This is a genomic window from Clostridium sp. LIBA-8841 (assembly GCF_057782475.1).
The window spans coordinates 127,501-141,471 of record NZ_CM173488.1; the positions used below are offsets into that span (position 1 = coordinate 127,501).

9 protein-coding genes, 1 tRNA gene and 2 rRNA genes (1 of these 12 only partly in view) are annotated in these 13,971 nt (G+C 30.1%); 11 read left to right on the plus strand and 1 reads right to left on the minus strand.

Annotation, left to right across the window (positions count from 1 at the left end; all coding sequences use genetic code 11):
* The 9 genes from AC2A4K_RS00570 to AC2A4K_RS00610 form a co-directional block, all read left to right on the plus strand.
* A 23S ribosomal RNA gene (locus tag AC2A4K_RS00570) occupies positions 1 to 1,212 on the plus strand (it extends 1,692 nt beyond the left edge of the window).
* 54 nt (positions 1,213 to 1,266) lie between these two features.
* Positions 1,267 to 1,384 (plus strand): 5S ribosomal RNA (gene rrf, locus AC2A4K_RS00575).
* Between the two features lie 9 nt (positions 1,385 to 1,393).
* Positions 1,394 to 1,468 (plus strand) — tRNA-Asn (locus AC2A4K_RS00580).
* A gap of 712 nt (positions 1,469 to 2,180) precedes the next feature.
* On the plus strand, positions 2,181 to 4,271 hold the full coding sequence (gene fusA, locus AC2A4K_RS00585) for an elongation factor G (RefSeq protein WP_322505132.1): 2,091 nt from the start codon (positions 2,181 to 2,183) through the stop codon (positions 4,269 to 4,271).
* Between the two features lie 441 nt (positions 4,272 to 4,712).
* On the plus strand, positions 4,713 to 4,949 hold the full coding sequence (locus AC2A4K_RS00590) for a hypothetical protein (RefSeq protein ID WP_322505133.1): 237 nt from the start codon (positions 4,713 to 4,715) through the stop codon (positions 4,947 to 4,949).
* Between the two features lie 253 nt (positions 4,950 to 5,202).
* On the plus strand, positions 5,203 to 6,150 hold the full coding sequence (locus AC2A4K_RS00595) for an ROK family protein (protein ID WP_322505134.1): 948 nt from the start codon (positions 5,203 to 5,205) through the stop codon (positions 6,148 to 6,150).
* Between the two features lie 626 nt (positions 6,151 to 6,776).
* A complete protein-coding gene (locus AC2A4K_RS00600) occupies positions 6,777 to 7,322 on the plus strand; it encodes an NADH peroxidase (RefSeq protein WP_322505135.1) in 546 nt (181 codons plus the stop codon).
* A gap of 365 nt (positions 7,323 to 7,687) precedes the next feature.
* Positions 7,688 to 9,682 (plus strand): sensor domain-containing protein, encoded by a 1,995-nt coding sequence (locus tag AC2A4K_RS00605; RefSeq protein ID WP_322505136.1) that lies wholly within the window; start codon positions 7,688 to 7,690, stop codon positions 9,680 to 9,682.
* A 28-nt stretch (positions 9,683 to 9,710) separates the two neighbouring features.
* On the plus strand, positions 9,711 to 10,334 hold the full coding sequence (locus AC2A4K_RS00610) for a histidine phosphatase family protein (RefSeq protein WP_322505137.1): 624 nt from the start codon (positions 9,711 to 9,713) through the stop codon (positions 10,332 to 10,334).
* Between the two features lie 384 nt (positions 10,335 to 10,718).
* On the opposite strand, the gene AC2A4K_RS00615 is transcribed toward AC2A4K_RS00610, so the two are convergent.
* Complete coding sequence (locus AC2A4K_RS00615) at positions 10,719 to 11,489, minus strand: DeoR/GlpR family DNA-binding transcription regulator (protein ID WP_322505138.1); 771 nt, start codon at positions 11,487 to 11,489, stop codon at positions 10,719 to 10,721.
* Positions 11,490 to 11,964: 475 nt separating this feature from the next.
* On the opposite strand from AC2A4K_RS00615, the gene AC2A4K_RS00620 reads away from it, so the two are divergent.
* Complete coding sequence (locus tag AC2A4K_RS00620) at positions 11,965 to 13,119, plus strand: iron-containing alcohol dehydrogenase (protein ID WP_322505139.1); 1,155 nt, start codon at positions 11,965 to 11,967, stop codon at positions 13,117 to 13,119.
* Positions 13,120 to 13,125: 6 nt separating this feature from the next.
* Positions 13,126 to 13,971: a class II fructose-bisphosphate aldolase gene (locus AC2A4K_RS00625; RefSeq protein ID WP_322505140.1), complete on the plus strand. Its 846-nt coding sequence runs from the start codon at positions 13,126 to 13,128 to the stop codon at positions 13,969 to 13,971.

Genomic DNA, 13,971 nt, shown 5'->3' on the forward strand with positions numbered 1-13,971 from the left:
AGTTAAGGAACTCGGCAAATTGACCCCGTAAGTTCGCGAGAAGGGGTGCCTACGAGAGTAGGCCGCAGAGAATAGGCCCAAGCAACTGTTTAGCAAAAACACAGGTCTCTGCTAAAGCGTAAGCTGATGTATAGGGGCTGACGCCTGCCCGGTGCTGGAAGGTTAAGGGGAACACTTAGCGCAAGCGAAGGTGTGAACTTAAGCCCCAGTAAACGGCGGCCGTAACTATAACGGTCCTAAGGTAGCGAAATTCCTTGTCAGGTAAGTTCTGACCCGCACGAATGGCGTAATGACTTGGGCACTGTCTCAACTGTAAATCCGGCGAAGTTGTAGTGCGAGTGAAGATGCTCGCTACCCGCGATTGGACGGAAAGACCCCGTAGAGCTTTACTGTAGCTTAGCATTGAGTTTTGGTATTGTCTGTACAGGATAGGTGGGAGACTAGGAAACCAGGGCGTCAGCCTTGGTGGAGTCATCCTTGGGATACCACCCTGACAGTACTGAAATTCTAACTGGCGGCCATGAATCTGGTCACAGGACATTGTTAGGTGGGCAGTTTGACTGGGGCGGTCGCCTCCTAAAAAGTAACGGAGGCGCCCAAAGGTTCCCTCAGAACGGTCGGAAATCGTTCGTAGAGTGCAAAGGCAGAAGGGAGCCTGACTGCGACACCCACAAGTGGAGCAGGGACGAAAGTCGGGCTTAGTGATCCGGTGGTACCTCGTGGGAGGGCCATCGCTCAACGGATAAAAGCTACCTCGGGGATAACAGGCTGATCTCCCCCAAGAGTCCACATCGACGGGGAGGTTTGGCACCTCGATGTCGGCTCGTCGCATCCTGGGGCTGAAGTAGGTCCCAAGGGTTGGGCTGTTCGCCCATTAAAGCGGCACGCGAGCTGGGTTCAGAACGTCGTGAGACAGTTCGGTCCCTATCCGTCGCGGGCGTAGGAAATTTGAGAGGAGCTGTCCTTAGTACGAGAGGACCGGGATGGACTGACCTCTGGTGTACCAGTTGTTCTGCCAAGAGCACAGCTGGGTAGCTAAGTCGGGAATGGATAAACGCTGAAAGCATCTAAGCGTGAAGCCAACCTCAAGATGAGATTTCCCATAGCGTAAGCTAGTAAGATCCCTTGAAGAACACAAGGTTGATAGGTCGGGGGTGTAAGCATGGTAACATGTTCAGCTGACCGATACTAATAGATCGAGGGCTTGACCAAATATAGTAAATTAAATATGTGCAATTTTGAAAGAACAAAAATCTTTCTAAAACATCTGGTGATGATGTTCTTTAGGGTAACACCCGTTCCCATTCCGAACACGACGGTTAAGCCTTTAGAAGCCGATGGTACTGCACGGGAGACTGTGTGGGAGAGTAGGTGGTCGCCAGGTCCAAAATGTTCCTCGGTAGCTCAATGGTGGAGCACTCGGCTGTTAACCGATAGGTTGGAGGTTCGAGTCCTCTCCGAGGAGCCATTTTTTTTGTCTAAAAAGAGTTATTAAAGAAGATAGCATTGTCTTTTTTAATAACTCTTTTTATTGTTTTAAAAGGGATTTTTAAATTTTTGTTGAATTAAAAAAATATAAAATAAAATATTTCAATTTATTTTAGCTTAAATAAAATAAAAAATTTTTAACTTATATTTTTAAGCTAATTATTAATTTTAATCAGATAAAAATTATAAGAAGATAAGAATTATATTATATAAAAAGTATAGGTGAATTTAGAAAAGTTAAAATGCTTAATCTTATTATACAAAAGTACTAAATAATAAATATAATAATTTTTAGTTCAGCAGAATATATTTAGTTATATAAGCTGCTTATTCAAATTTAAATTGTTATAAAAATAAATTTTTAGACTAGATTTAAAGACACTGGTAGAAAGCAAATGAGTATAAAGTGATTTTAAATTTATCTTAAATATAGAGCTATAGGAATAAAGCCTCAAATAGGTTCTATTGTTTTTGATAACTTGACTGGGGTTAAATAGAATCAAGAAGTCTATTTAATATAAGGTCTTATTTATTTAAGTTAATGCATAAGGGAATTTAATATAAATTAAGTTATTAAATATGAATTTAATGCATACTTTAAACAGATTACTAATACTAATTTTTTCTAGAAAGGTGGTGGGTGCTACTTATATATTGTTATGTAAACAATATCAATGGTGTAGCAGAGTTTTATGAAAGAGTATAAGATTGAGAATTTAAGAAATGTAGGGATTATAGGACATAGTGATTCAGGTAAAACTGCATTAACAGAAGCATTACTTTACTATACAAAAACTACTGATAGATTAGGAACTTGTGAAGATTGCAATACAGTAAGTGATTATGATCAAGAAGAAAAGAAAAGAAAAATATCATTATCATTATCTGTTGTTCCTTTTGAGTGGAATGGAATTAAGATTAACTTATTAGATACTCCAGGTTATTTTGATTTTGTTGGAGAGCAAATAGAGGGAATTAAGGCTGCTGATTCAGCTATTATAACTGTTTGTGGAGTTACTGGAGTACAGGTTGGAACAGAAAAAGCATGGGAATGTTGTAAAAAAGAAAATTTACCAAGAGCATTTTTTATAAATAAATTAGATAGAGAAAATTCAAATTTTGATAAAACTTTAGAAAACATAAGAAATACATTTGGAAGTGGAGCAATACCTACTCATTATCCAATAGGAACAGAGAAGAATTTTAAAGGTATTGTTAACCTAATAACTGAAGAAGCTTTTCAATATGAAGCTAATACAGGAACAATAAATAAAATAGAAATTCCAGAAAGTATTAAAGATAAAGTTGAAGAATATAGAACTTATTTAATAGAAGCTGTAGCAGAGACTGATGAGGAATTACTTGATAAATATTTATCTGATGGAGAACTTACAGTTGATGAAATATATAAAGGTTTCTCTATTGGTTTTGAAAGTGGAGATATAGCACCAGTTATGTGTGGAAGTTCAGCATCAATTGTTGGTATGCAAAGTCTTTTATCTTCAATTAAAGAATATTTTCCATCACCAAATAAAAGTAAGGCTAAAATTGCTACAGATAGTAATGATGAGGAAATAGCTATTAAGGCAAGTAATGAAATGCCATTCTCTGCATTTGTGTTTAAAACAATCGCAGATCCATTTGTAGGTAAACTCTCTATGTTTAAGGTTCAAACAGGTGAGCTTACTAATGATAAAATTATTATAAATTCTAAAAATGATAAATCAGAAAAAATTGGTGCTTTATGCTTCTTAAGAGGTAAAAACCAAATGCAAACAAAGAAAATTAGCGCAGGAGATATAGGGGCTGTTACAAAGCTTCAATATACTGTTACAGGGGATACCCTTTGTGAAAGTAATTTTAAGGTTTCATATGAAAGATTTGACTTTCCAGAGCCGGTTATGACTATGGCAGTATTGCCAAAGAGTAAAGGTGATGAGGAAAAAATATCTCAAGGTCTTGCTAAGCTTTTAGATGAAGATCCAACATTTAAGATTTCTAGAGACAAAGAAAATGCAGAGACTTTAGTATCTGGTATTGGTGAAACTCATATTGAGGTTTTAGCGAGCAAATTAAAGAGTAAATTTGGTATTGATGTAATACTTCAAGAACCTAAAATTCCTTATAGAGAAACTATTAAGGGCAATTCTGATGTACAAGGAAAGCACAAAAAGCAATCTGGTGGTCATGGACAATATGGTGATGTAAAGATCAAATTTGAGCCAAGAAGAGATGGAGAAAGTGATTTAGAGTTTGTAGATAAGGTTGTTGGTGGAGTTGTACCTAGAAACTATATACCAGCAGTTGAAAAAGGATTAAGAGATTGTTTAAAGAAAGGTGTTTTAGCAGGATACCCTGTGATTGGAATTAAGGCTACTTTATATGATGGTTCATATCATCCTGTAGATTCCTCAGAAATGGCATTTAAGGTCGCTGCATCTTTAGCATATAAGAAAGGTATAGAGGGTGCAAAACCTGTAATATTAGAGCCTATTATGAGAGCAGAAATAGTTATTCCTGATGAATATATGGGAGATATAATTGGTGATATAAATAAAAAGAGAGGTAGAGTAATTGGAATGGAACCAGATGGAAAGAATCAAAGGGTTATAGCTGAGATTCCTTTATCAGAGATGTTTAAATATGCTACTGATTTACGTTCAATGACTCAAGCTAGAGGAAGTTTTAGTATGACTTTTGAAAAATATGAAGAGGTTCCAAGTAATGAAACAGAGAAAATAATAGAAGTTGCTAGAAAGATTAAAGAAGCTAAGGAAGCTTAAATAATAAAAATATAGAAATTTTTAAAAGTATCATCTTAAATTTTAAAAAGATGGTACTTTTTATGTATACTAGGAAAATAATGTGGTTAAATTAATAATGTTCAAGGTATTATTTTAGAAATTTTGGATAAAGTTCAAAAATTAAAGAAAATAGTATTTATAAAAAAGAAGGAATAAAACTTTAGATAGTGGAATATAAATCTTTTAGAAATATTTTATTTATGGCCATAATTAAAAAAATTAAAAATTATTATTTAGTAATATGAATTTACTTTAACTTAAATTATTTATTTCTAAAAATTACCTTAATTTAAAGCAAATTAATTTAAATTATTAAAAACAATTATAAAATTTTTAGATTTTTAATAGAAATAAAAGGATTTTTATATTTACATATCTAATTATATATTTAGAGATAATATCTTAAATGAGGTGCAATTCATGTGTAATTATAGAATGGATATAAAGGGTAAAATAGGTTTAAGTGATTACAGTAATATCTTTGATTATATAAACATTGTTGGTGTATGTGATAGATTTATGATTTATATGGAATCATTAGATGATGATAATATAGGTATTATTTGTTCTATGCTTGAAGATAACAATTTTAACATAAAAAACCAAGGGTATGATAATCAAGGAATTTACTATATAAATGCTAAAAAAATAGGCTAAAATGACTAACTTTTAATAGTATTTTTTATATAAATAATTGTAAAAGTATATAATTTAAAAAGGGTATAACTTTAACTGTGTAAAGGTACGTACATTTGTGTTATAATGTACTTTGTGTTAAATAATTAATTATTAATAAGCTATAATTTAAGTTGTCATATAATAATTTAACAAAGTGAATTCTAAAGGGCAACTTGTAAGAAGCACTTATAGTTGAATTAATCCATAAGAAACATGGGGGAGGATTTTTTAAATGAAGAATTACGTTGTTGGAATAGATCTAGGAGGAACAAAAATAAGCTGTGCTCTTGCTGATCTAGAAGGAAATGTTATAGCTCAACATACAACTCCAACTAATGCTCATGAAGGAGAGCAAGCAGTTTTAGATAGAATAATAGGTTGTGTTGAAACTGTAATATGTGAAGGAAAGGTAACTATTGATGAAGTAGAAGCTATAGGGATTGGATCACCAGGACCACTAGATGCTAGAACTGGTATAATAATAACAACTCCAAACTTACCTTTCAAGAACTTCAACTTAGTTGCACCATTAAAAGCTAAGTTTAACATACCTGTTTACTTAGATAACGATGCTAACGTAGCTGCTATTGGTGAATTTATGTTAGGTGCTGGTAAAGGTACTGAAAACATGATTTATATCACTGTAAGTACTGGTGTAGGTGGAGGAGCAATCCTTAACGGTAAAATATACAGAGGAAGTACTTCAAATGCTTTAGAAATTGGCCATGCAACTGTTGCACCAGGAACAGTAAGATGTAACTGTGGTAACATGGGATGTTTAGAGGCTGTATCATCAGGAACAGCTATTGGTAAAAGAGGAAGAGAAGCTGTTGCTACAAACGTAGAAACAAGCTTAAAAGACTATGACAACGTAACTTCATATGAAGTATTCGTTGAAGCTGCTAAAGGCGATAAAGTTGCAAAGTCAATCATAGATGAAGCTTTAAATTATTTAGGAATTGGTGTTGCAAATGCAATAGCAACTTTCGACCCAGATATGGTTGTTATAGGTGGAGGAGTTTCAAAAGCTGGAGAGATAGTTTTTGAAATAGTTCAAGAAGTTGTTAATGAAAGATGCTTTAAATCTATGTCTGAACATTGTAAAATAGTTCCTGCTGGTTTAGGAACTGATGCAGGTGTCGTTGGAGCAGTAGCATTAGCATTATTAGAGTGTAAATAATATTTTTATATAATAAGTTAGAAGCTTTTTAAGCTTCTAACTTTATTTTTTTATGAAAGATTATACTAGACAAATATAGGTTTAAGATAGTAAAATATTATAAATTTATGAACTAGAAAGAATTAAAGGGATAAAGACTAGAAAAAAAGATAATTTTGTGATAAAACTATATTAAAAATGGGAAAATTTAGTTTGAATGTTAGGTCATAACCACATATTGTGATTACTTATAAGAAGGTTCTATATAATTAAAATTATATAGAACCTTTTTTATTTTAAAAATAAAATGTAGTGACAATATATGTATAAAACAATATAATAAAAATTATAATATAATTTTAAGTTATGATAAATATAATATCTCTAATAAGAGTATATAATTGATGTGATTAAGTAAGAATATTTTATGTATTAAACTTTAGAAATTTAAGTCTTAAAAGTTTCTTTAAAAATTTTTTTTAAAAACTGAAAATAACTATTGCTAAATAATAATTATTATTATATAATAATGTCATAGGGTTGATGAAGAAAAAACATCAACAAGAAATGACTTAATAATAAAGACTTTTAAATTATGATTATAAATTGAAATTAAATAAATGTTTGTTTGTAGGAGGACTAATATTATGAAAAAATTTGTTTGTACAGTATGTGGATATGTTTATGAAGGAGAAAAAGCACCAGAAAAATGCCCAGTATGTGGAGTTGGAGCTGACAAGTTCATAGAGCAAGGAGAAGATTTAGCATTCGCTGACGAGCACAGAATCGGAGTTGCTAAAGGTGTAGATGAAAGAATAATCGAAGGATTACAAGCTAACTTCATGGGAGAATGTACAGAAGTAGGAATGTACCTAGCAATGTCAAGACAAGCTGATAGAGAAGGATTCCCAGAAGTTGCAGAAGCTTATAAGAGAATAGCTTTCGAAGAAGCAGAGCACGCTGCTAAATTCGCGGAAATGTTAGGAGAAGTTGTAGAAGCTGATACAAAAGCTAACTTACAAGCAAGAGTAAATGCAGAGCACGGAGCTTGCCAAGGTAAAAAAGACTTAGCTACTTTAGCTAAACAATTAAACTTAGATGCAATCCACGACACAGTTCACGAAATGTGTAAAGATGAAGCTAGACATGGAAAAGCTTTCGCTGGATTATTAAACAGATATTTCCAAAAATAATATATAAAAATTACACGCTTTATAAATTAAAGGATTTAATTACTTCCTTATTTAAAAGAGATACCTTTTTAGGTATCTCTTTTCTTATATAAATTATTATTTACTTTAGATATAGGGTTATTTTTAAGTATTTACACAGATTAAATTTGAAATTCTTAATATTCTACTTCAAAATAATCATTAAGTTAATATAACAATATAAATAAAAAAATTTATATGTGAATACTCTTAAGCAAAAAAAAGGTATATAATTTATTTCGTAAGAAAAAAATGGGAGGAAATACTATTTTATACTTTAGCATTTAATAATAGTAATTTAAAACTAATCAGACAATGCTTTAATAGTTTAATGGTAGATAGAAAAGATGAGCAATTTATATAAATTGAAGATAAAAGCGTATTTAGATGATAATATATATAATGAATTATTAGATTTAGTAGATAAAGTTAACTATAAACATTTGCAAATAGAAAGAGTAAAAGAATTAGTAGATTTAGATTTTGATGTACTTATATTGCAATGTAATGATTATGATATACTAAAAAATCTAAGAAAAAAAGATAAAATTTTTCTTATTACTACTTTGAATAAGAGTGTTATTGAAGAGTTGGGAATAGAATATTATGCTTTTGAGTATAGTGATAGCTTTAGTCGAGATTTATTAATTATTGATTTTATTGAATATAAGGCAAAAGAAAAAGTATTGAAATATGTATATAAGAAGGATATAGATTTTAATTCAATAATGAATGAATTCCCATTTCAATTTTTTTTAAAGGATTTAGATGGAACTGTTTTAAAATCAAATAATAAGGCTCTTAATGACGAACATATAGAATTTAAGATTATTATGAATGTTGATAATAATGATTTGCTTAATGAAAAAGAGTTAAAGAGAGTTACAGAGGAAGATAAATTAGTTATACAGAGAAGGACAATATTAACATTTAATAATGTATACTATTATAATGGGCAAAGATATATTTTTGAAGTATATAAAATTCCTTTAAAAAATAAAAATGGGATAGTTGAATTATTATTATGTATATATATGAATATAACTGAAAAGATAAAAAAATTAGAAGAAATAAAAAGGCTAACAGAAATAGATCCTTTAACTAAATTAAAAAATAGAAGATTCTTAACAAGTTATTTAAATCAATTAAGAGAGGATGGAATAGAGGAAATTGGAATTTTCTTAATGGATATAGATAATTTTAAATTAATAAATGATAGTGTTGGGCATACTCGCGGAAATCAATTGCTCATTGAATTCTCAAATAATTTAAAAAAATGTTTTAAAAATCAATTCATAGCAAGGATAGCTGGAGATGAATTTATAATTGTTTTTAATGATTTAATTGATAAGGAAAAATTAGCAGAAAAAATAGATGATTTTAAGATAGAACTTAAGAAATATGAGCGTGATTCAGAAGAAATAATATCAGTTAGTACTGGAATATTAATTGATAATCTTCAAGAAAATAGTTTGGACATGTTATTAAAAAAAGTAGATTTAACCTTGGTAGAAGCTAAACGTAAAAACAGAAGTTCATATATTTTTTATTCAGAAGAATTAAACAAAAAGTTTAATCTTATATTAAATGTTAAAAGAGATATATTAAAGGCAATAGAAGAAAAAGAAATAGTCCTTTTTTATCAACCACAGTATACTATAGATAAGAAATTAACTGGATTTGAAGCTCTAACTAGATGGAATACACCTAAATATGATAAAATTCCAACTGATAAGATAATAGAAATTATAGAACATAGTGAATATTTAAATAAATTCAATAATTATATAATGAAAGAAGCCTTTTTATTTGCAAAAAAGATAAATAGAAATAGAAAGAATAAATTAGTTGTATCTATAAATATATCTGCACTTCAAATCATAGAGAATGATTTTATAGATGATTTAGAAAGATTATTAGAGGAAACTAAAGTTTGTAATAAATATATATGTATAGAAATAACGGAAACTGCATTTTTCAAAAATACTAAACAGAATTTAGAAAAAATAAATTATATAAACAATGTATTAGGAATAGCGATAAATCTAGATGATTTTGGTACTGGATTTTCATCATTATCTTATTTAATACATATGCCTATAAATGCTATTAAAATAGATAAAGCCTTTATAACAGATATACATAAAAATAATAAGAAGCAAGTTGTTGTAAAGATAATAAAAGATATAGGAACTAAATTAGGTATGCAAACTATGGCGGAGGGCGTTGAGTGTAAAGAGGAATTAGATATACTTAAAGATATACAAATTGATAAAATACAGGGATATTATTTTTCAAAGCCTTTAAGTGAAGAGGAAACACTAAAGCTTATAGATAGATAAATAGATGGAAGGGAGCATAATTTGTAGTATGAAGATATATTTTACTAGACATGGAGAGACTTTATGGAATCTTGAACATAGATTTCAAGGATGGAAAGATTCTGAACTTACAGAAGCAGGAGTTAAGAGGGCAGAGTTATTAGGAAAAAGATTAGAGGATGTTAAAATAGATAAGATATTTACAAGTCCTATAAAAAGAGCTAAGAGAACAGCTCACTTAATAAAAGGAAATAAGGATATTGAAGTTGAAGAGGTTGAAGGATTAAAAGAAATTAGCTTTGGTAAGTGGGAAGGAATGACTACTGAAGAAATAAAAAGCTATGAGGAATATGTTAAAGAATTAGACAACCTATTTAATAAACCTTTCTCTTATAAGAGTTTCGAAGGAGAAAATATAAAGGAATTTACAGAAAGATTGTTTAAAACTGTAGATGATATAATTAAAAGTAATGAGGATAAGGATATCTTAATAGTAACTCATGGAATGTGTGTTAGATACTTAATAGGATATTTTAAAAATGAATTTGAAGAAAGTAAGATAGTAGATTATCCTATATTTCACCAAGTTAGTTATAATGAGGTTAACTGGAATGGAGAAAAATTTGATGTAGTTACTTTGAACAATATTGACCATTATGAATATGATAAGTAATATAGAAGTTTTTAAATTTTTAAATAGCAAATTATTTAATGAATAAAAATTTAGAAACTACACAATTTAATAATAGATTTGTGCTACAAATCTTAAGTCTAAAATTTAGCGATTTACAAAAATCTATCTTCTTCGATAATGGGGAGAAGGTAATAAATTTTAGAAATAAGATTTTTAAATATTGAGGTGCTTTAATTAGCACCTCCTAAATCTAAAAGTTAGTATTAAATGAAAAATAGTAGATTTTATTATCTAATATTAATCGATTAAACTTAGTAGACTATAGCTAAATAGTAGCAAAAAAGTTATGGAAAATTATACTTTTAGATAATCTATAAGCACATAAAAAAAATAGGGGTACATTATTGTACCTCTATTTTTCTTTTAATAAATTAATTTTTCGCAGATTTTTAGGTTTACATTATTATCATTAAAATATTTCACATAGGTATCATTAGGTTCTGAATCAGTTATTATGCAATCTAAATCATTAATCTCACAGAATGTCATTAAAGAAACGTGATCAAATTTTGATTGATCTGCTAGAAGAAAACATTCAGCACTTCTAGCTATAGCAATTTTCTTTATTTTAAATTCTTCTTTTGTAGAATTTGTAACTCCTCTTTTTAAAGAGATACCGGTACAAGCCATAAAGCACTTATTTATATTATAAGTTTTTAATATATCTGTGCTATGTAGGCCTGTAAATGATTGAGTTTTTCTATTAAGGATACCTGATAAACAAATTATGTTTAAGTTATTATAATGCACAGCTTTACATATAGCAGTAACGTTATTTGTGAAAATTGTTATATCTTTTTTATCTTTCAAGAAGTCAATTATATTAACTGTAGTTGTACCAGAATCTAAGAAGATACTATCTCCATCTTCAATAAATTCAGCAGCCGCTTTACCTATAGCTAACTTTGCATTACTATTTTTAATATTTCTTTCTTCAAAAGATACTAATTCTTGGTTTTCATTAACAGTTACTCCACCATAGACTTTTTTTATGGTTCCTTTTTCAACTAGAACACTTAAGTCCCTTCTTATAGTATTTTTTGATACATCGAATACTTCACATAGTTTGTCAAGCGATACGGTTTTGTGGTTAATAATGTAATTCTCTACTAGATCTATTCTTTTTGAACGCATATCTTTCCTTGTTGCTCGCAATCTACTATCAACAATATAAATATAGATAATTAATTGTTATGTTTGTAACCTTTTATAATATAGAGAGTTTATACTAAAGGTATCACTTTAATTTTATGATTAACCAATAAAAACCCCAAGAAAGTAATCTATATAAACTAAATTTAACTCAAAATATTATGTGTATAATCTGGATTTAATACAGCAAGTTATTGTCATGAGACCTACTACAACAAGTGTTCATCTCCTTTCATAGGCTTTTTGTTTTTATTATAAACGAATTTTAAAATAAAAGGAAGGGTATTTTCGAAAATAAATGAGTAACTTTTGGTTATATTTTTTATAAAAATTGATTATATTTATGGTAAAGTTGTGAAAAGGTTATTGACATGTAGTGGTTAAGTTGATATTATTGAGACATAAGGAAAACAAATAGTAAACATAAAGAAAACGTTAACTCATGAGAGGTGATTATATGGCAAACCAATTTATTATGCCAAAGCGTATTCTATCAGGTGAGGATGCTTTAAAAGAAAGTAAATCTTACTTAAAGAGTTTTGGTAAAAGGGTATTAATTGTTACTGATAAAGTAATGACTGATCTAGGTAATGTAAAGGTTTTAACCGATATCCTAGATAGTGAGAATATTGAGCATGTTTTGTATAATGAAATAAACAGCGAACCGACAGATGTTATGATAGAAAAAGGGGTAAAGCTTTATAAGGAAAATAATTGTGATTTCCTAATTGGGTTAGGTGGAGGAAGTCCAATAGATTCTACTAAGGCTATAGGTGCTATGATAACTAATGAAGGAAACATAGCAGATTACATGGGTAGAGAGATAGAAAAAGAACTTCCACCATTTGCAGTAATACCAACTACAGCTGGTACTGGTTCAGAGGCAACACAGTTTACAATAATAACTGATACAAAAAATGATGTTAAGATGCTTTTAAAAGGTGCTAACTTATTACCAACATTGGCTATAGTAGATCCTAGATTTACAATGACAGCACCAGCTAAAATAACAGCGGCTACAGGATTAGATGCCTTAACACATGCAATAGAAGCTTATACTTCTAGAAAAGCTCAACCACTTTCAGATGGTTTTGCAGTTTCAGCGGTTAAAAGAATATTTAAATATTTGCCTATAGCTTTTGATACTCCGAAAGATTTAAGAGCAAGAGAAGAAATGTCAATAGCAGCTTTAGAAGCTGGTATAGCATTCAATAACTCTTCAGTTACAATAGTTCATGGAATGAGTAGACCAATAGGTGCTTTATTTCATGTACCACATGGATTATCAAATGCAATGCTTTTAGAAGCTTGTTTCACATATGTAGTTGATGGAGCTTATGATAAATTCGCTCAGTTAGCTAGAGAAATAAATGTGGCAACTGATAATACTAGTGATGAAGAAGCTTCAAGATTATTTATAGAAGAAATAGTTAAATTAATGGTTAAATTAGAAATACCAACTTTAGAAGAGTTTGGAGTAGATAAAACTAAGTTCTTTGATAATATAGAAAAAATGGCGGCTGATGCTATGGAAAGTGGAAGCCCAAGCAATACTCGTAAGATTATTGAAATTGAAGATGTAATAAAAATCTACAATAATCTTTGGAGGTAATAAAAAATGGCATTAGTAAAAATGACTGAGCTTTTAAAGGCAGCAAAAGAAAAGAACTATGCAGTTGGAAGCTTCAGTATATCAAATATGGAAATGGTTATGGGTGCTTTAAAGGCAGCTGAAGAAATGCATTCCCCGATGATTCTTCAGATTGCAGAGGTTAGATTAACTAACTCCCCGTTAGAATTAATCGGACCTTTAATGGTAAGTGCTGCAAAGAATGCTAAGGTTCCTGTGGCGGTTCATTTCGATCATGGCTTAACCTTAGAAAATATAGAAAAGGCTTTAGAGATTGGATTTACATCAGTGATGATAGATGGGTCTCATTTAAGCTTTGATGAAAACGTTAAAATAACTAAGAGGGTAAAAGAATTAGCTGATAAATATAGTGCTGCTGTAGAGGCTGAAATTGGACAAGTTGGCGGAAGTGAGGATGGAAGTGAAAATATAGAGATGAAAGTAACCAACTTAAAAGACGCTAAGAGATTTGTTCAAGAAACTAGGGTTGATGCTTTAGCAGTAGCAATAGGAAATGCTCATGGAGTGTATAAAGGTACTCCAAAACTTAGATTTGATGTATTAGAAGAATTGAGAGAAAACATAGAAACACCACTAGTTCTACATGGTGGATCAGGAATAACACCAGAGGGCTTTAAAGAGTGTAAAAATAAAGGTATAAGAAAAATAAACATTGCGACTGCAACCTTCAATTCTGTTGAAGAGGCTGTAAGGGGATTATATGCAGATAATGAGAAGAAAGATTACTTCACACTTCAAGCTACAGAGGTTCAGGGAGCTTATGAGAATGTAAAGAAGCATATGGATATTTTTGAGAGTGTAAATAAGGCTTAG